General features: G+C 69.8%; 20 protein-coding genes and 1 pseudogene. 5 read left to right on the forward strand and 16 right to left on the reverse strand.

Annotated features, from left to right (window positions below; all coding sequences use genetic code 11):
* Nucleotides 1-9: 9 nt before the first annotated feature.
* From rfbB to ACTWPV_RS39300, 12 genes are all read right to left on the reverse strand, one after another.
* Entirely contained in the window at nucleotides 10-933 is a 924-nt protein-coding gene (rfbB, locus tag ACTWPV_RS39245; RefSeq protein WP_443155663.1) for a dTDP-glucose 4,6-dehydratase, read from the reverse strand.
* Entirely contained in the window at nucleotides 930-1,997 is a 1,068-nt protein-coding gene (locus ACTWPV_RS39250; RefSeq protein WP_443155664.1) for a glucose-1-phosphate thymidylyltransferase, read from the reverse strand. The genes rfbB and ACTWPV_RS39250 overlap by 4 nt, the downstream gene beginning before the upstream one ends.
* A gap of 2 nt (nucleotides 1,998-1,999) precedes the next feature.
* Nucleotides 2,000-3,454, reverse strand: coding sequence for a sugar transferase (locus tag ACTWPV_RS39255; RefSeq protein ID WP_443155665.1), 1,455 nt, complete (start codon nucleotides 3,452-3,454; stop codon nucleotides 2,000-2,002).
* Nucleotides 3,455-3,702: 248 nt separating this feature from the next.
* Entirely contained in the window at nucleotides 3,703-4,053 is a 351-nt protein-coding gene (locus ACTWPV_RS39260) for a hypothetical protein (protein ID WP_347648390.1), read from the reverse strand.
* 94 nt (nucleotides 4,054-4,147) lie between these two features.
* On the reverse strand, nucleotides 4,148-4,777 hold the full coding sequence (locus ACTWPV_RS39265; RefSeq protein ID WP_443155666.1) for a GntR family transcriptional regulator: 630 nt from the start codon (nucleotides 4,775-4,777) through the stop codon (nucleotides 4,148-4,150).
* Nucleotides 4,774-5,646, reverse strand: a complete 873-nt coding sequence (locus tag ACTWPV_RS39270) for a DMT family transporter (protein ID WP_443155667.1) — start codon at nucleotides 5,644-5,646, stop codon at nucleotides 4,774-4,776. The genes ACTWPV_RS39265 and ACTWPV_RS39270 overlap by 4 nt, the downstream gene beginning before the upstream one ends.
* A gap of 29 nt (nucleotides 5,647-5,675) precedes the next feature.
* Complete coding sequence (locus ACTWPV_RS39275) at nucleotides 5,676-6,053, reverse strand: hypothetical protein (RefSeq protein ID WP_443155668.1); 378 nt, start codon at nucleotides 6,051-6,053, stop codon at nucleotides 5,676-5,678.
* A gap of 61 nt (nucleotides 6,054-6,114) precedes the next feature.
* Entirely contained in the window at nucleotides 6,115-6,609 is a 495-nt protein-coding gene (locus tag ACTWPV_RS39280) for a GNAT family N-acetyltransferase (protein WP_443155669.1), read from the reverse strand.
* Between the two features lie 11 nt (nucleotides 6,610-6,620).
* Nucleotides 6,621-6,992, reverse strand: a complete 372-nt coding sequence (locus tag ACTWPV_RS39285; protein ID WP_347648385.1) for an MmcQ/YjbR family DNA-binding protein — start codon at nucleotides 6,990-6,992, stop codon at nucleotides 6,621-6,623.
* A gap of 79 nt (nucleotides 6,993-7,071) precedes the next feature.
* The gene (locus ACTWPV_RS39290; protein ID WP_443155670.1) at nucleotides 7,072-7,491 is read right to left on the reverse strand and encodes a VOC family protein; all 420 of its coding nucleotides are present in this window, start codon (nucleotides 7,489-7,491) and stop codon (nucleotides 7,072-7,074) included.
* Between the two features lie 385 nt (nucleotides 7,492-7,876).
* Complete coding sequence (locus tag ACTWPV_RS39295; RefSeq protein ID WP_443155671.1) at nucleotides 7,877-8,647, reverse strand: class I SAM-dependent methyltransferase; 771 nt, start codon at nucleotides 8,645-8,647, stop codon at nucleotides 7,877-7,879.
* A gap of 123 nt (nucleotides 8,648-8,770) precedes the next feature.
* Nucleotides 8,771-9,955: a cytochrome P450 gene (locus tag ACTWPV_RS39300; protein WP_443155672.1), complete on the reverse strand. Its 1,185-nt coding sequence runs from the start codon at nucleotides 9,953-9,955 to the stop codon at nucleotides 8,771-8,773.
* 103 nt (nucleotides 9,956-10,058) lie between these two features.
* Between ACTWPV_RS39300 and ACTWPV_RS39305 the strand changes: the two genes are divergently transcribed.
* From ACTWPV_RS39305 to ACTWPV_RS39325, 5 genes are all read left to right on the forward strand, one after another.
* Nucleotides 10,059-10,691 carry a TetR/AcrR family transcriptional regulator gene (locus ACTWPV_RS39305; RefSeq protein ID WP_443155673.1) on the forward strand — a complete coding sequence of 211 codons (633 nt, stop codon included), beginning with the start codon at nucleotides 10,059-10,061 and terminating at the stop codon, nucleotides 10,689-10,691.
* A gap of 248 nt (nucleotides 10,692-10,939) precedes the next feature.
* Entirely contained in the window at nucleotides 10,940-12,871 is a 1,932-nt protein-coding gene (locus tag ACTWPV_RS39310) for a glucuronyl esterase domain-containing protein (RefSeq protein WP_443155674.1), read from the forward strand.
* A gap of 53 nt (nucleotides 12,872-12,924) precedes the next feature.
* A complete protein-coding gene (locus tag ACTWPV_RS39315) occupies nucleotides 12,925-14,145 on the forward strand; it encodes an ROK family transcriptional regulator (protein WP_443155675.1) in 1,221 nt (406 codons plus the stop codon).
* Nucleotides 14,146-14,543: 398 nt separating this feature from the next.
* On the forward strand, nucleotides 14,544-15,842 hold the full coding sequence (locus tag ACTWPV_RS39320) for an aspartyl protease family protein (protein WP_443155676.1): 1,299 nt from the start codon (nucleotides 14,544-14,546) through the stop codon (nucleotides 15,840-15,842).
* A gap of 93 nt (nucleotides 15,843-15,935) precedes the next feature.
* Nucleotides 15,936-16,082, forward strand: a complete 147-nt coding sequence (locus ACTWPV_RS39325) for a hypothetical protein (RefSeq protein ID WP_443155677.1) — start codon at nucleotides 15,936-15,938, stop codon at nucleotides 16,080-16,082.
* A gap of 180 nt (nucleotides 16,083-16,262) precedes the next feature.
* Here ACTWPV_RS39325 and ACTWPV_RS39330 read toward each other — a convergent pair.
* From ACTWPV_RS39330 to msrA, 4 genes and pseudogenes are all read right to left on the reverse strand, one after another.
* Nucleotides 16,263-16,388: pseudogene (locus tag ACTWPV_RS39330) on the reverse strand (peptide-methionine (S)-S-oxide reductase MsrA); the annotation flags it as partial.
* Nucleotides 16,389-16,409: 21 nt separating this feature from the next.
* Entirely contained in the window at nucleotides 16,410-16,925 is a 516-nt protein-coding gene (locus tag ACTWPV_RS39335) for a type II toxin-antitoxin system RelE family toxin (RefSeq protein ID WP_443155678.1), read from the reverse strand.
* Between the two features lie 3 nt (nucleotides 16,926-16,928).
* Entirely contained in the window at nucleotides 16,929-17,237 is a 309-nt protein-coding gene (locus ACTWPV_RS39340; RefSeq protein WP_347648375.1) for a type II toxin-antitoxin system prevent-host-death family antitoxin, read from the reverse strand.
* A 56-nt stretch (nucleotides 17,238-17,293) separates the two neighbouring features.
* Nucleotides 17,294-17,956: a peptide-methionine (S)-S-oxide reductase MsrA gene (msrA, locus tag ACTWPV_RS39345; protein WP_443155679.1), complete on the reverse strand. Its 663-nt coding sequence runs from the start codon at nucleotides 17,954-17,956 to the stop codon at nucleotides 17,294-17,296.
* Nucleotides 17,957-18,037 lie beyond the last annotated feature (81 nt).

Below are 18,037 nucleotides of genomic sequence, written 5' to 3' on the forward strand. Positions count from 1 at the left end.
CGCCTCCTGTCAAGCCGCCCACCAGCCCCGGTGCTCGGCATACCAGCGCACGGTGTCCTTCAGCCCCTGCTCGAACGGGATCTCCGGCCGGTAGCCCAGGGCGCGCAGCTTCGCGTCGTCGAGCGAGTACCGGCGGTCGTGGCCCTTGCGGTCCTCGACGTGCTCGACCAGGTCCCAGTCCCGGCCGCAGGCCTCCAGCAGGCGGCCGGTCAGCTCCAGGTTGGTAAGCTCGGCCGTGCCCGCGACGTGGTAGACCTCGCCGGGCTCGCCCTTGTCCATCACCAGGCGGATGCCCGCGCAGTGGTCCTGGACGTGGATCCAGTCGCGCACGTTGCCGGCGTCGCCGTACAACGGGACGGTCGCGCCGCACAGCAGCCGCGTGACGAACAGCGGGATGATCTTCTCGGGATACTGGCGGGGCCCGTAGTTGTTGCCGCACCGGGTGATCGAGACGTCCATCCCGTGGGTGATCGCGTAGGAGCGGGCGATCAGGTCGGCGCCCGCCTTGGAGGCCGCGTACGGCGAGCGCGGCGCCAGCGGCGCGTCCTCGGTCCAGGAGCCCGACTCGATGGTGCCGTACACCTCGTCGGTCGACACCTGCACCACCTTGGCCACCCCCGCCTCCAGGCACGCCTGCAGCAGCGTCTGCGTGCCCAGCACGTTGGTGCGCACGAACTCGGCCGCCCCCTCGATCGACCGGTCCACGTGGGACTCGGCGGCGAAGTTCACCACCACGTCGTGGCCGGGCACGACCTCGGCCAGCAGGCCGGCGTCGCAGACGTCGCCGTGCACGAACGTGTGCCGCACGCCGTCGAGGTTGGCCCGGCTTCCCGCGTACGTGAGCTTGTCCAGCACGGTCACGTCCGCTGCGTCGAGGCCGTGCACGAAGTGGGAGCCGATGAACCCCGCGCCACCCGTCACCAGAACTCTCATGAACTGATCTGCACCTTGCTGTGATCGCCCAGTACGAGACGGTGGGCTCTGGGGGTGTGGGGCGCGGGGGTGACCTCGACGTCGTGGCCGATCAGCGACCACTCGATCCGGCCCACTCCCGCGATGGATGCCCTGGGCAACACGATCGAGTACTCGATCTCGCTGCCGGTGATCGTGCACGACTCGCCGATGGAGGTGAACGGGCCGACGTAGCTGTCGCGGATCCGCGCGCCGCCGGCGATGATCGCCGGACCGACCACCCGCGAGCGCTCGACCACCGCGCCCGGCTCGACCACGACCCGGCCCACCAGGTCGCTGGCCGCGTCCACGTGGCCGCTCACGCGCGGCTCCACCGACTCCAGGACCAGCCGGTTGACCTCCAGCATGTCGGTGACGTTGCCGGTGTCCTTCCAGTAGCCGGTGATCACCGATGACTCCACCCGCAGCCCTGCCTCGATGAGCCACTGGATGGCGTCGGTGATCTCCAGCTCGCCCCGCCACGACGGTTTCAGCTCCGCCACCGCCGCGTGCACCGCCGGGCTGAACAGGTAGACGCCGACCAGTGCCAGATCGCTCTTGGGACGCGCGGGTTTCTCCTCCAAGCCGACGACCCGCCCCGCGCCGTCGAGCTCGGCCACGCCGAACTGGCGCGGATCGCCGACCTCGGTGAGCATGACCTGGGCGGCCGGCCGCTCGCGGACGAACCGGGCGACCAGGTCGGTGATGCCGCCCACGATGAAGTTGTCGCCGAGATACATGACGAAGTCGTCGTCGCCGAGGAAGTCGCGGGCGATCAGCACGCCGTGGGCCAGCCCGAGCGGCGCCTCCTGCCGCAGGTACGTCACCTGCAGCCCGAACGCCGACCCGTCGCCCACGGCCGCCTCGATCTCGGCCTGGGTGTCGCCGACCACCATGCCGAGCTCGGTGATCCCCGCCGCCGCGATCGCCTCCAGGCCGTAGAACAGGACCGGTTTGCCGGCGACCGGCACGAGTTGCTTGGCCGAGGTGTGCGTGATGGGCCGCAGCCGTGTGCCCGACCCTCCGGCGAGCACGAGTGCTTTCACAGCTAGTAAGCCCCTTCTCCACGGGTGACGACGGACCAGGTCTTCCAGAGAATCTGCAGGTCGAGGATGAGCGACCAATTCTCCACATACCGCAGGTCGAGGCGTACGGACTCCTCCCATGTCAGGTCGGAGCGGCCGCTGACCTGCCAGAGCCCGGTCATGCCCGGTTTGACCACCAGGCGGCGGCGGACGTCGGTCCCGTACTTGCCGACCTCTTCCGGCAGCGGCGGGCGGGGGCCGACGAGGGACATCTCGCCGCGGATGACGTTGAGCAGCTGGGGCAGCTCGTCGAGCGAGTACCGGCGCAGGAAGGCGCCTACCCGGGTGATCCTTGGATCGTTCCTCATCTTGAAGAGCACTCCGTCGAACTCGTTCGCGTCGAGGAGTACACGTTTGCGCTGCTCCGCATCCACCACCATCGTACGAAATTTCACGACGCGGAATTCTTCGCCGCCTTTGCCGACCCTGACCTGGAAGAACAGCGCGGGCCCCGGGCTCGTCAGCCGGATCACCACCGCGATCGCCAGCAGCGGCAGGGCGAGCAGCAGCAGCGCGCTCCCGGCCACGAGCCGGTCGAACACGCTCTTGACGAGTTGCTTCGTGCCGTCGAACTCCGGATGCTCCACGTGCAGCAGCGGCATCCCGGCCACCGGCCTGATGCTGATGCGCGGCCCGGCCACGTCGAGGAGCGCGGGCGCGACGAAGAGGTCGGTACGCGCGGTCTCCAGGCTCCAGGCCAGCCTGCGCAGCGCCGCCCCGTCCAGCTCCGGGCAGGCCAGGACGGCCACGGCATCGGCCTTCTCGCGCTCCACCACGCTCGCCACGTCGCCGAACGAGCCCAGCACCGGAACACCGTCCAGGTCGACGTCCATTCCGCCCTCGGGAAGGCACGCCCCCACCACGCGCATTCCGTGATAGGGCTGGCGCCTGAACTGCATCACGAGGTCGAGAATCGATTCCCGGTGCCCGACCGCGACCACCTGCCGCATGTACTCGCCCACCGCTCTTCTCCGGTGAAGACGTTTACGCATGCGATAGCGGAAATAGAGCGTGGCGAGCAGCGCGAGCGGCAACATCGCCATGACGAAACTGCGCGCGATCATGGTCTGCGTGGCGTAGGCCATGATGGCGACCGTGGCCATCAGCCCGGCGCCACCGTTGAAGACGGCCTTGAACTCGTCGGCGCCCTCGCCGTTGGCGCGCTGGCGGTAGGCGCCGCCCATCATGAGCGCGACGGGCCAGGCGACGACGAGGCCGAATCCCAGCAGGTACTCGGCCGGCGGAACGTACACACCGGCGACGAGCCGGACGCCCAGCACGCAGACGCACGCGAGCAGCACGCACATCGTGTCGCCGGATAACAGGAGCCGCAGGTACGCCCGCGTCCAGATGCTCGACGCACGACGTGGTACGGCCTCGAGGAGCACGACAGCGGACTCCCCAGTCCCCACCCTCATAACACCACCTGATACTCGATGCACCGCTGTTGACGTTCCTTGCACCACACGGGTTGACAAGTCCCTCGAACAATCAAGGGCGGCGGCCCCCACTAAAGATTAAAGATCGATTCAGGCATGGGGAATAACGGCATATGTCCACAACCGGACGATTGTTGAGCTGCATGAGGGCTTGACGGAACGGTCCAGAAGTGGCAGTGAACGAGGAAATACGGCGACAAATTCGTGAATCGTTCAGCCGGGTTGCGCTAGTCGTACTCCAGGTCCGGCAGCGCCGACGGCGGATCCGGGCTGCGCCACACGACCACCACCCCGTCACGCGTGGAGTCGGCGGCCAGGGTGAGCCGGTCGAGGTCGAAGTCCGGCAGGTAGCGCAGGCGGGCGAGAAAGCCGGCGTCCGTGGCGGAACGCGGCACGACGCAACCCTCGCCGTCGCGGTCGAGCAGGATGTAGAGGACGTCCGCGCCGGCTTCCGTGACGACACGGACCTCGACGACGTCCTCCCAGGCGAGAGCCTCGACGCTACCGTCAGCATAGTGACGGGTGACGCCTTCTTCCGTGACGTACACGTAGGAGTCCGGCATCGGATTGCCGTGCATGGGCGCGATTCTTGCGAGTTCAGGGGTGGTCCCGCAAGGGTTCGTACGCAATGAAGGGCGTTTGCCGGGCACGCTTTCGCCGCCCCGGGACGCCTCAGCGGTGGCGGCCGCCCCACGAGTGGCTGAGATGCGCCGCCACCGCCGCCCGCGCCGCGTCCTGCGGCCCCTCGGCGATCGCGTCGAGCAGCTCGCGGTGCTCGCGCACCAGCACCTCCCTGTCCTCGTAGACCTCGCGCAGCCGGACCAGCCCGAGCCTGGTCTCGGCGGCCAGGGCGCCGTAGAGGCGTTCGAGCCGAGGGCTTCCCACCGCCTCGATCAGCGCCTCGTGCAGCGCCATGTGCTCGGCCACGCTCTCCGACCACGGCGCCGTGGCCGGGAGCGCGGCCATCCGGTGCAGGGCCGCGTCGGCCTCCGGCACCCGCCGCCCGGCCACCGCCTGGGCCATCAGGTCCTCGAGCGGCCGCCGGACGTACATGAGATCGTCGAGATCGGAGAGCGTCACTTCGGGGACGTAGGCGCTGCGGTTGCGCTCGCGCCTGAGCAGGCCCTCGTGCACCAGCGTCGCCAGCGCCTCCCGCACGGTCGGCCTGGCCACGCCGTAGGACGCGGCGATCTCCTGTTCGGGCAGCGGGGTGCCGGGCGCGATCTCGCCGGAGAGCACCCTGCTGCGCAGGGCGTCGGCGAGCGCGCCCACTGTGGAGACGGGTCTGAGCGGCAACGTCACGGCTGCGACTCTAACGCCCTTTCCGGCCTTCTTTCCGGTACGGCCACCGCGACGAGGCTCAGGGCCAGCAGGACGAGCCCGGCGACCGACACCGGGGCCAGCCGCTCGCCCAGCACGACCAGGCCGAGCAGCGCCGCGACGGCCGGCTCGGCCAGCGCCAGCGTGGCGGCCGTGGCCACGGGGGTGGTGCGCAGCCCTCGGCCGTACAGGAAGTAGGACAGGGCGGTGGTGCCGAGCCCGAGATAGAGCACGGCGGCCAGCCCGCGCGGCTCCCCCAGCCAGGAGACCCCGTTCGCCATCAGGATCGGCAACATGATCACCGCCGACCCGCCGAACATCACCCCCATCACGGCGTCGGGCCTGACCCCCCTGCCGATCTCGCGGGCCGCCATGACGGTGTAGAACGCGTACAGCAGCCCGCCCAGCAGCGCGAGCAGCACCCCCGACACCACCTCCCCACCCGCCTGCGCCCCGCCGCCGGCGATCAGCGCGGCGGACCCGCAGATGGCCGCCGTGGTCGCGACGGTCCAGCGCCCGCTCGGCCTGCTGCCGTGCAGGAACCAGGAGAGCAGCCCGGTGAAGACGGGCCCGCTGCCGATCGCGACCACCGTCCCGATGGCCACGCCGGTGCGGCCGACCGCGGCGAAGAAACAGAGCTGGTAGGCGGCCACCGCGGCGGCGGCCGGCAGGAGCCCGGGCCTGAACGCGCTTCTGAGACCGGCTCCGGCGTAGAGGGCGAGCGCCGTGCCCCCGATGACGAGCCGCGCGGCGGCCAGCGCCACGGAGTCGGCGGAGACGAGCAGCCCGGCCGTGCCCGCCGTGCCCCAGAGCACGGACGCGCCGACGACGGCGAGCGGTCCCTTCCTCATGCTCGCCATTGTGCCTTACTGTCTGACAATCAGACAACTTCGTCGAGGAGCTGGTCGATCAGCCGTCCCGCCGGGGCCGCCACCTCCCCCGCGTAGTCGTCGAGCACGGCGAGAGCGTCGGAGACGCCGGGCAGGCTCCTGCGCGGCAGGTCGAGCAGGGACTCGCCCTCCGCCGTGATCGTGCCCGCCACCTGGAAGGCGCCGCCCGAGGCGGCGATGGACACCTCGAACCGCACCTCGCGGCCGTCGGGCAGGATGAAGGTGGCGCCGGTCCTGGCGCCCGCGGGAGGGAAGAAGTAGGAGAAGCGCTCGCTTCTCACGAAGGGATGGCGTAACTCCGCGAGAATCTCCGACGCCCGGCTCAGGGCCGCCAGCAGCCCGGCCGCCGCCAGACTCTCGCTGTCCACCCGCACAGGGTAGATCAGCGCGCCGGTCGGTGACCAGGCACTCCCTCGGGAACCCAACGCCTCAGCGGTCGGTCGCCAGCCGGGCGTGCCGCTCGACGTCGTAGCGCACTCCCTCGTGGCAGAGCTTGCCCCGCTCGATCCCCTCGGGCCGGAAGCCCGCCTTGGTGGCGACCCGGCACGACGCCGGATTGTTCGTGCGGTGCTCCAGCTCCAGCCGGTGGAGGCCACGCTCGCCGAACGCCCATCGGGCCAGCTCGTCGGTGGCCGCCGCCGCGATGCCCCGCCCGCGGTAGGCGGGCACGACCCAGTAGGAGACCCAGCCGTTGCCGCGGGCGCCGATGCCGGCGACCGCGACGTTGCCCACGACCTGCTCGCCCACCGTCACGGCGAAGGCGTGACCGGCCCCCGGCCAGGCGGCGATCCAGCCCATGGCGTCCTGGAGGGTGACGACGGGCCACGGCGCCTGGTGCCGCAGATCGGGAAACTGGAAGGCGCGCAGCACGGCCGGGGCGTCGTCGGCGCGCCACTCCCGCAGCCGCATGTTCACATGGGTCACGCTGCCCGAGATTACCCAGACTGCACCTGTTGCCCGATTTGGTGGGTGGCTTCGAAATCGTCCACCAGCTGCTTCGGCGCGGTCAGGCACCACGCCTCGGCCACCAGCTCGAACAGCTCGTCAGAGTCGATCTTGTCGAGGTGGACCACCACCCAGCCGAACCGCCCTGCCGTGAACTGCACCTCGAACACCTCGGGCCGCTCGGCCACGAGGGCGATCTGCTCCTCGATCGTGGCCTTGAGCCCGACGGTCTCGGTCGCCTCCCACAGGTAGCCGAAGCCCTTGTCACGCACCTTGAGCCCGATCCACTCGCCACCGTGGCTCATCCGGACCTCGGGCAGCTCGTTCAGCAGCTCGAGGAACTCATCGACGCTCACACCCATGCCCGCCTGTGTACCAGACGCGGCCGACACTTCCCGGGCCCCGGCGGACGCACCGTGGCCGGCCGCGCCCCCGAAACGATCAATCGTAATGGCGGACTTCCAGCACGTTTCCATCGGGATCAGGAAAGTAAATCGCCTCGGGAGCGATGCCCTGGGCGCCGAAGATGTTGGTCGCGGTGCCGGAGATCTCCACTCCGTGCTCTTTCAACCGGACCTGGAGGGCGTCGAAATCCTCCTTGGCCACGGACAGACAAAAATGGTTGATCGGATGCCCGGAACTGCCCTTCACCCCCGTGTGCTCGTCGACCCCTTTTAAGGCGTCGTACGCGATGAGATCGAGGATCGTCCCAGCCGAGATCCGCACGCTGGGAAAGGCCGCCTTTCCATCGCGAAACTCCTCCGTCCGCACCCCGGGCAGCCCGAGCACCTGCTCGTAGAAATGCAGGGACCTGCGCTGGTCGGCAACCCAGCAGACGAGATGGTCAAGGCGCACATCCATGAAAACCTCCTGCTCCAATATCTGCCGCCCGCCGCTCCTTGTCCACCTGCAGAACCACTCGCCAACGAATTTCCGCCTCCGCGAAACACGTGGTTAACGTCAAGTTAGCGGTGATGACCTGCACGGTTGAGCCGGCCGCGACATTCCTGCCCGCAATGAGGATGTGATGGAGATCATCGCCACCAGGGCCAATAATAGACGCAGGGTTTCGGATTCATCATGACGGGACGGCAGGTGGCCGCCCGTCACGGACCTGCACGAGTGCGGCAGAGTTGATCAGCGCGCCCGCCGCCCGGCCATGGTCATGGCGTCACCCATCCGGGTCTCCTCCCCGACATGACCGTCCTCCACAAGAGACGCCCGCACCGCGAGAGGATCCGCCCTTTCACGGCCGGCCGGGCGGGAGGCGGTAGACGGACACGTGCGAACGTGACTCCGCGGTGAACTCGGCTCCGGCCCAGTCGGCGTGCCTGGACTCCAGCTCGAACCCGGCCAGCTGGGCCATGAGGTCGAGCTCGGCCGGCCAGATGTAGCGGTGCGGGCTGCGGAACAGCTCGGCCTGCCTGCCCTCGTCGAAGGTGAAGTGGTGCGACACGACCAGCTGCCGCAGGACGTCGTAGGTGTCGAGGCCGACGTAGCCGGGCTCGGCGGTGAAGACCGTCGCCGGCTGGCCCGGTGGCAGCTTGCGCAGCTCCGGCACCCACAACTCGATCACGAACCGGCCGCCGGGCTCGAGGTGGCGGGCGGCGTTGCGGAAGCACGCGACCTGTTCGGCCTGGGAGAGCAGGTTGGAGATCGTGTTGAAGACGAGATAGACGAGGGAGTACGGCCCAGGGGCCGAGGCGGTCGCCATGTCGCCGGCGACCACCGGGATCGTCGCCTCGTCCACCTTCGTACGCAGCTGCTCGATCATCGGCCTCGACAGCTCGACGCCGGTGACCGGCACCCCACGCTCGGCGAGCGGCACGGCCACGCGGCCGGTCCCGATGGCGAACTCGAGCGCCCGCCCGCCGCCCGCGAGCTCGGCGAGGCGGCTCACGGTCGGCTCCAGCACGTCGGGCGCGAACATGCCGGTGCCCGGCGTGTCATAGCGCCGAGCAGCCTCGGCGTCCCAGATGCGCTCCTGAGCGAACTCCGGCCCCGCCGCTCCCGTCATGCCGTACGTCCCATCCCGCTCGCGTCCGTGACAATGTGCTCAGGCGGTCAACAGTAGGCAGCCCGCGAGCCCGGCGTCGAACGGATTTCCGCCGGGCCGCGGCACCCGCCCGGCAGGGCGCTCTCAGGCGGGATCGAAGGCCACCGGCAGCCGGTGCACCCCGTAGATGGCCATGTCGGTCTTCATCGCGAGCTCCTCCTCGGGCACGGCGAGGCGCAGGCCGGGGAATCGGCGGAACAGCGCCGCGTACGCGACCCGCATCTCGATCCTGGCCAGCTGCTGGCCGAGGCACTGGTGCACCCCGTGACCGAAGCTCACGTGGCCGGTGGCCTGCCTGGCCAGGTCGAGGGTGTCGGGGTCGCCGAACTGTTCGGGGTCGCGGTTCGCCATCGGGATGGAGATCACCACCGTCTGGCCCTTCTTGACGGTCACGCCCTCCAGTTCGACGTCCTCCAGCGCGGTGCGCTGCGCGCCGAACTGGATGATCGACAGGTACCGGAGCAGTTCCTCGACCGCGCCGTCGATCAGCGTGGGGTCGGCGCGCAGGGCGGCGAGCTGGCCAGGATGGCGCAGCAGGGCGTAGGTGCCGAGGGAGAGCATGTTGGCGGTCGTCTCATGCCCGGCGATGAGCAGCACCAGCCCGACGCCGGTGAGCTCCTCGTCGGTCAGGTCGCTGCCGGTGACGAGCGCGCTGAGCAGATCATCCCCGGGGTCGGCGCGCTTGGCCGCGACCAGCCGGCGGAAATAGCCGTAGAGGTGGTTCATGGCGGCCATGTACTCCTCCTTGGGCGTGCCCAGGCGGACCATCGTCTCCGTGGTGCCCTGGAACTCCGACCGGTCGGCGTACGGCACGCCGAGCAGTTCGCAGATCACCAGCGAGGGGATCGGCAGAGCGAAGTGCTGGACCAGGTCGGCCGGGGAGCCCGCCCGCTCCATCGCGTCCAGGCACTCGTCGGCGATCTGCTGGATCCGCGGGGTCAGCCCGTTGAGCCGGCGCACGGTGAAGTGGGCGGTCAGCAGCCTGCGGTAGCGGGTGTGGTCGGGCGGGTCGAGGCGCAGAAACATCCCAGGCAGCATCGGCGCGCCGGGGTCCTCGCCGAGTGCGTGTTCGAAGGGCAGGTGACGCAGGTCCTGCCGGGCACTGAAGCGCTGGTCGGCCAGCACGGCACGGGCGAGATCGCGACTGGTCGTCACCCAGCCGATGTGACCATCGGGGAAGCTCAGCGGGTGCAGCGGTCCCTGGGCGGCGAGGTCGCGAAGCGGGGCGGGCGGGTCGAAGGGGTGCTCCCGCGCGGTGGGCAGTTGCATGGGTCGTGTACCAGGCCCGGCGGCCATACGACCTCCTCCTTAGTAGAGAGTCTCTACTTTTAGATAATACATACCTTCATACGCTGTCTACTATGCTGAGCGCATGGCGGAGCAGATGGGCTTGCGGGAGCGCAAGAGACGGCGCACCCGGCAGACCCTGGTGCACACAGGGCTGCGGCTGTTCGCGGAGCGGGGATACGACCAGACCACCGTGGCCGACATCTGCGCGGCCGCCGAACTGTCGCCCGCCACGTTCTACAAGCACTTCCCCGCGAAAGAGGACCTCGCCTTCGCCGACTATCCCGAGCGGGTCGACGCCATACGCACGCTGACCTCGGCGCCCCATCCGGGAGAGTCACTGGAGAGCCTGCTGCGGCGGGCCTTCGCCATGGCGCTGGAACCGGGACGGTGGAGCGTCGACGCCGACGAGGACCTGGTCGTGATCCGCACGCGTCTGGCCCTCACCGTTCCCGCGCTGCGGGCGATCGCGCTGCGCTGGATCTTCGACCTCCAGCACGAGTGGGCGAAGGCGCTGCGGGAGGTGTTCCCCGACCTGGACGACGTCACCGCGCACGCCGTCGTGGGAGCCATGGTGGGAGCGCTCGCGAGCGCCGGCCGGGCCTCCATCGAGAACGGGCGGCACGGAGCCGCCCTGATCGAGGACGTCACCCGCGCCCTCGACGTCGCCATGACCGGGCTCCCCCGCCACTTCGCGGCTGCGAAGCAGGACGCCTGACCGCCCGCTGGACCGAAACTTTCGGAGCCCGGCCCAGGCGGACGCGGGCCTTCCAAACGGCGTAGTTTCATCGCCCCGCCACCGTCAACGCCTGGTCACAAGGCGTCTCCCCCGCCCTGTTCCGAAAAATTTCCATGAACCGTTGACATGTTTCGGAGCAATTCCCACACTGATCAGCGGCTGGACGCGCGCGCTGAACGATCGATCGGCGATCGTCGCCCGCACCCCCGTGCGGAAGGAGAGCCACAGTGATCAGATGCTCGGGCCGCTCGACGATGCGTACGGCGGCCGTCGCGCTGGTGGCGGCGGCACTCTGGGCCGCCGGAGCGGAGACAGCGGCGCTCGCTGCGGCCCCCACTGCGGCCGTCACTGCGGCCGTCACTGCGGCTCCCGCCGCGGCCCCCGCCGTGCCTTTCGCGGCCGGCGTCGAGGACGAGGGCGCCGGCTGCGCGGTGACCGGCCTGCCCGGCGAAGGATCGTTGCCGTCCGACTCCCGGCTCCCCGACCCCTTCAGGAAGCTGGACGGCACGCGCATCACCGCCAGGTCCGACTGGCGGTGCCGGCGGGCGGAGATCAAGAAGCTGGCGGAACGATTCGTCTACGGCGAGAAGCCCGCGAAGCCGGCGAGCGTGACGGGCACGGTCTCCAGCACCGGCATCACGGTGAACGTCAACCACAACGGCAGGAGCACCGGCTTCTCCGCCGGTGTCTCGCTGCCGAGCGGTTCCGGGCCGTTCCCCGCGGTCGTGGTGCTGGGAGGCTTCGGCGCCGACACGGCCGCCATCAGGGCCGCGGGGGCGGCGGTCATCACTTACGACCCGTACGCGGTCGGCAGGGAGGGCACACCGCGCAACAACAAGCAGGGCGCGTTCTACGACGTCTACGGCTCGTCGAGCAGCACCGGACTGCTGGTCGCCTGGGCCTGGGGTGTGAGCCGCATCATCGACGTCATCGAGCAGTCGGGCGGCGGCATCCTGCGAGCGGATGCCACCGGCGTCACCGGATGCTCGCGGTTCGGCAAGGGCGCCTTCGTGGTGGGCGCGTTCGACCAGCGCATCGCGTTGACCATGCCGATCGAGTCGGGCAGCGCGGGCGTGCCCATCTTCCGCGGCATCCCCGGGGAGGGCGCCCAGAGCCTGAGCAGCGCGTACGGCGAGCAACCATGGCTGGGCGACGCGTTCGGCTCCTTCACCGGCAACCCGAACCGGCTGCCTGTCGACACGCACGAAACAGTGGCCATGATCGCCCCGCGCGGGCTGTTCATCATGGACAACCCCCACATCACCAACCTGGGTCCCAGGTCGGCCAGCGTGGCGGCCCTCGGCGGGGCGGAGGTGTACAAAGCGCTCGGCGCCGGAGACAACATCACTTACTGGTCCGACGTCCAGGACGGCAGCCACTGCGCCAACCGGTCGGAGTGGCGGACCCCGCTGCAGCAGCACATCCAGAAGTTCCTCCTCAAGACGGGCAACGCACCCGGCGCCATGAGGATCTCGTCCAGAGCGCAGGGCAACCTGGCCGAGTGGCGAGACTGGCAGACGCCGTCCCTCGGCGACGGTTCCGGCGACACCTCCCCGCCGACCGCCCCGACCGGCCTCGCGGCCTCGGGCACCACGTCCACCGGCACGAGCCTGACCTGGACGGCCTCGACGGACGACCAGGGCGTCACCGGCTACGACATCCTGCGCGCCCCCGGCGCGAGCGGCGGCACGTTCGCCCAGGTCGCCACCTCGGCCACGACCTCGTACGGCGACACGGGCCTGACCCCCGACACCACCTACCGCTACCAGGTCAGGGCCAGGGACGCCGCGGGCAACACCTCGCCGGTCTCGACCACCGCGCAGATCACCACCCGGCCCGGCACGTCCACCGGAGGCTGCACCGCCGAGGCCACCGTCCAGACCCAGTGGGGCACCGGGTACGTCATCCAGCCGCTCACCGTCACCAACACCGGCACGACGACGATCACCGGCTGGACCGTCACCTTCACCCTGCCGGCCGGGCACACGCTGACCGGCTCGTGGAACGGCGCCACCACCGTCAGCGGGCAGACCGTGACCATCAGGAACGCCGGCCACAACGGCACCCTCGCCCCCGGGGCCAGCGCCGGCGGCGTCGGCTTCCAGGCGAGCCGCCCGAACGGCGACACCGCCCTCCCCTCCGGCTACACCTGCGCCTGACGCCTGAAGCCCCGGAGGCCGTTGTCCGGGTATCGTCCAGATCAGATACTTGAGTGGACGGGACGATCCCGGAGGTCAGGTTGGCCCAGGAGGAGATCCGCCGGCACAACGCCGGCACCCTGCTCCGGCACGTGCACCTGGGCGGCGCGGTCTCCCGCACGGCGCTGGCCGAGCGGATGAGGCTGAACCGCAGCACCATCATGGCGCTGACCACCGAGCTCGCCACGGCAGGCCTGGTCCGCGAAGAGCTGCCCGCCGACACCGGCCGGGCGGGACGGCCGTCGCTGGTGGTCCGCCCCGACTCCGGCCAGGTCTACGTGCTCGCCTTCGACGTCGCCGTGGACCGGCTGGTCGCCGCCCGGGTGGCGCTCGGCGGGATCATGCTGGACCGCAGGGAGACGGTCCGCCCGCGCGCCGGAGCCGACCTCGACCGGGTGGTCGAGGTGCTCGCCCGCTTCGGCCGGCAGCTGCACCGTACGGCGCCTCCGGACTCCGTGTGCGTCGGCGTCGGCGCCTCCTACTGCGGCATGATCCGGCCGGGCGACGGCATGGTGCGCTTCGGGCCCGACATGGGCTGGGTGGACCAGGCGTTCGGCACCGAGCTCGGCCGCCGGCTGGGCCTCGGCCTGCCGGTTGCCGTGGGCAACGAGGCGCACCTCGGCGCGCTGGCCGAACAGCAACGCGGAGCGGGCGCCGGCTTCCAGAACCTGATCTACCTCCACGGGGACGTCGGCGTGGGCGGCGGCATCATCGTGGGCGGCAAGCTGCTGGACGGCGACGGCGGCTACGGGTGCGAGCTAGGGCACATGGTGGTGAACCCGTACAACGGGCGTCCCTGCGGATGTGGCTCCCATGGTTGCCTGGAGGCGGAGGCCGGCGAGCGGGCACTCCTCGACGCCGCGGGCCGGCCCGCCGACCTGTTCGGCCGCGACGCCGTACGAGCCGTGGTGGACGACGCCGACCGTGGCGATCCCGCAGCCCAGGAGGCGCTGCGCCAGGTCGGCGACTGGCTCGGCATCGGCGTGGCCAACCTCATCAACCTCTTCAACCCCGGCATGGTCGTCTTCGGCGGCATGCTGCGCGACATGTATCCGGGCGCCGCGGCCCAGGTACGCGCCCGCATCGCCGCCAACGTGCTGCCCGTCGCGCGCGAACGGGTGAGACTGCGCACCTCGGCCCTGGGGGACGACGCCACCCTGGTCGGCGCCGCCGAACTCGGCTTCTCCGACCTGCTGGCCGACCCGCTGGGCGTGCTCACCCGTACGACGAGGTGACGCGGTCGCACCGGCCCTCTCATCGCCCACCCATGGGAGCGCCCGCGACAGGCAGAGCCGGCAGCAGGCGGGTCGGCGAGACGCCGCGACCGTGACCCAACGATGACACCGGGCGCACGAGGCGGGGACACGGTCGGCCGACAGTGGATGGGGTTGACGGCGGGAGAGTACGGGACGGGCTGTCGCCGGCGTGCGTGAAGCACTTGGACCGGCTGGCCCGGCACGAGACCACCCGTCCCGGGCCGCCCGCGCCGGGTCGACGTCGGCGGCCCGGACGCCCCCGGCAACTACGGCGTCCCCCTCACCGAGCGGGGCGAGCCGAACCGGCAGGAGCTGCTGTGACCGTCCGCCGGACGGCGAGGTGCAGCGGACGACGATCGACGTAAAGGGAGAAAGGCGTGGTTGAAGGCGGAAGATGGGACCGGCGTTCCTTGCTGCGGGGCGCCACCGTGCTGGCCGGTGCCGCCGCGACCGCACCGCTGCTGGGCGGGGCGGCCACGGCCCGAGCCCGCGGTGGTGACGCGGACGCGCTGTTCAAGGCGGGGAAGTTCGAGCAGGCCGGGCGCGCGTACGAGGAGATCCTGAGAGCAGACCCCGCGAACCTGAACGCGGCCCGCCGACGCGGCTACGTCGGACTGCTGGCCAACCGGTTCCCCGAAGCCGAGAAATACCTCAAGATGGCCATCGGGCTGGCACCCGGCGACAAGGATGCCAACCGGTTCCTGGCCGACTGCTACATCCGGCAGGACAAGTTCGCCCTCGCCGCACCACACTGGCAAGCGGCAGGCAGGGACGTCTTCGCCACGTGGTTCGCGGCGGTCCGCGGCGAGCCGTACCAGATCCACGGCGACATCGCGCGGCTGCCCTGGCCGCAGATGGACCCGAAACCGCTGGTGGAGGCCTCGGTCAACGGTGGACCGTCAAAACGCTTCACGTTCTACACCGGCTCCCCATGGCTGGGCCTGTCCTCGACGGTGGCCAAGGAGGCCGGGCTGAGCCCCGTCGCCAGCCAGAAGATCGATTATCTGGACGGCACCATATGGCAGTACTTCGGGGTGCTGGACTCGTTCAGGCTGGGCGGCATCGAACTGCGTAACATCCCCGTGGCGTGGTCGGAGTCGGAGTCGGGCGGAGATGTCGACACCGGCAACGACGGCATGATCGGCACGTGGGTCTTCTACCACCTGGTGACCACCTTCGACTACGCGGGCCGATCGCTGATCCTGCGGCGCAACACCCCGGAAGCGGCCAGGCAGGCGCGCGCCGCCGCCGAACGGGCGGGCGCAGAGCCCCTGCCGCTGTGGCTGGCCCGTGAGCACATGGTCCACAGCAGGGGCAGCGTCGCCGGCTCAGGCCCGCGCGTGGCGGCCTTGCCCATCGGCGGAGGCAGCGAGGCCGCCGCGGTCATGCACGGGGATACGGCCGAACAGTTGCGGATCCGCACCGACTACGACCGCCCCATCAGGACTCACGCTCACAGCCACCCAGCGGTCACCTACCCGTGCTATCCGAAGGAGATCCGCCTCGGCAGCGCCACCGCCCACGACATCTACTGCAACACGCACCCGGAGTCCGCACTCGCCCCCCTCGGGTTCGACGTGCCGGTCACCTTCTTCCACAGCTTCTACAAGCCGTACAACATCACCCTCGACTTCACCGGCATGAACGTCTACATCGCCCGCGGCAAGGCCACCTGATCGCGGGTCTCCGCAGGTCTACGCCTCGCCGGAGGTCAGGCCGGCCGGCCCAGGAGAGGCCGGTGCCGAGCGGCGCCGGCCGAACCAGTGCCGATGGTTGCGAACGAAGGTCACCACGAAAAGGGCCTGAACGGCGCCCTCGACGAGGAGAAGGAGACCGGAGTCCAGCGCCGGCAGCACCGAACCGCCGTCGAAGGCGCCGCCATGGGGAAGAAGTCCCAGGCCATCCCCGCCAGGTAGACGCGGTACCGGGATCGTCTGGGCACCCCCCACACCCCGGTGACGTCGGTCTGGACGACGAGGTTCCCTTGGAATCAACCATCTAGGCGAGCTGCCCTTGACCCTGTGGTGGAGGTTGTCGCCAAGACGACTCTGACCCATGATCGACACCGGACCTACCGGGCGACCATGGGCCAGGGACTAGCTATCCCCGCAGGTCTTCGCCTCCCCTGAGGTCAGGCCGAGGGGGCAGGTGACACCCGTGCCGCCGATGCCGCAGTACCCATTGGGCACTTTGTGCAGATATTGCTGGCGGTAACACTCGGCGTCAGGCAACAGATGCGCGACCTAATGAGGCTTGGCGTACTCAGCCCACATGTCGACCGCCTCTCGAAGATCGAGAGCGGCAACATGCTCACGCGCCATCCCAACCGTGTAGATCAACCGGTCCGCGAGCCAATCTGGAACCGGTTCCCTAGGAGGAGTTTTCTCCACTCGAATGTGATCGGCCAGCGCGCCGAGGCGTTCGATCGCCTGGCCGAGCTGGATGATCTCGGGCCGGTCCGCACCCGCCTCGCGAACCCTCGCTGTCGCCTCCGCGTACACTTCCGCGTCGGCCCTCTCACCGACAGCCCACACCTCACAGATCTCCACCGACTTGTCCTCGGTGATGCGGTAGACGACACGCCAGGTATTGCGACCGACCACCAGCTTCCGGAAGCCGCTCAGTTCCCCGCCCAGCGGGTAGCCGGCTTCAGGGTTGTCCAGGAGGAGCAGGATCTTCTTGAGTACTTTAGGCACCGCGTCTGGGCCGATACGCCGGAGGTCGTCGACCGCCGGCGCCGTGAAGACGACGTCGGACATGATTCACTCATCGTCCGGGATGGCGGACAGCGACTCGCGAGTATGCCCGAAAGCGGCAAGCACCTCATCAAACGAGACCCGCTCCCCCGTATCCGTGACCGACCGGGCGAGCACCAGCGCCAGATCGCGAAGATCAGCCGCCGCTTCCTCCAGCTCATTGAGCCGGCGAATGCTCACGACGGCCGCCACTGGCTGATGCCGCCGGGTGACCACCAGGTCGGTCCCCTGCTCCGCATCAGCCACCAGGCGGGCAACGCCTCGCTGGGCCGCCTCTGTGACGCTCAGCTCATTAGCGTCGTGGAGAACAGTCATGCATCAACTGTACATCTTTCTATATAGAAGCGCAGCGCCCCGGGTCGAGCATCAGCTCAGGCCTCCCCTGAGGTCAGGCCGACGGGGCAGGTGACACCCGTGCCGCCGATGCCGCAGTACCCGTTGGGCACTTTGTACAGATATTGCTGGTGATAGTCCTCGGCGAAGTAGAAAGGGCCGGCGGGGGCGAGCTCGGTCGTGATGTCGCCGTAGCCGGCCTGCTTGAGCACCTGCTGGTAGGCGTCGCGCGACGCCTCGGCGGCCTTCTGCTGCTCCGGGGAGTGGTAGTAGATGGCCGAACGGTACTGGGTGCCGACGTCGTTGCCCTGGCGCATGCCCTGCGTCGGGTCGTGAGCCTCCCAGAAGACCTTGAGAAGCTCTTCGTACGACACCTTCGCCGGGTCGAAGACGACCCTGACGACCTCGGCGTGCCCGGTGAGGCCGCTGCAGACCTCGTCGTACGTCGGGTTGGGGGTGTGGCCGCCCTGGTAGCCGGCGGCCGTCGTGACGACGCCCGGGGTCTGCCAGAAGATGCGCTCGGCGCCCCAGAAGCAGCCGAGGCCGAAGTCGGCGACCTCCAGCCCCGGTGCGTACGGCGGGGCGAGGGGGGCGTCGAGGACGGCGTGGCGGGCGGGCACGGGCATGGGCTCCGCGCGTCCCGGCAGGGCGTCCTCCGGTCGGACCATCGATGTCTTGTTGCCGCCGAACAGCCAGCCCATCTCGCACCTCCAGAGGTCTTCCCTCAGCCTACATACCCGTCAACACTTAAGAGATCCTGCATAATTCCCTATAGAGAAACA

Source organism: Nonomuraea sp. KM88 (assembly GCF_052245635.1).
Lineage (GTDB): Bacteria > Actinomycetota > Actinomycetes > Streptosporangiales > Streptosporangiaceae > Nonomuraea.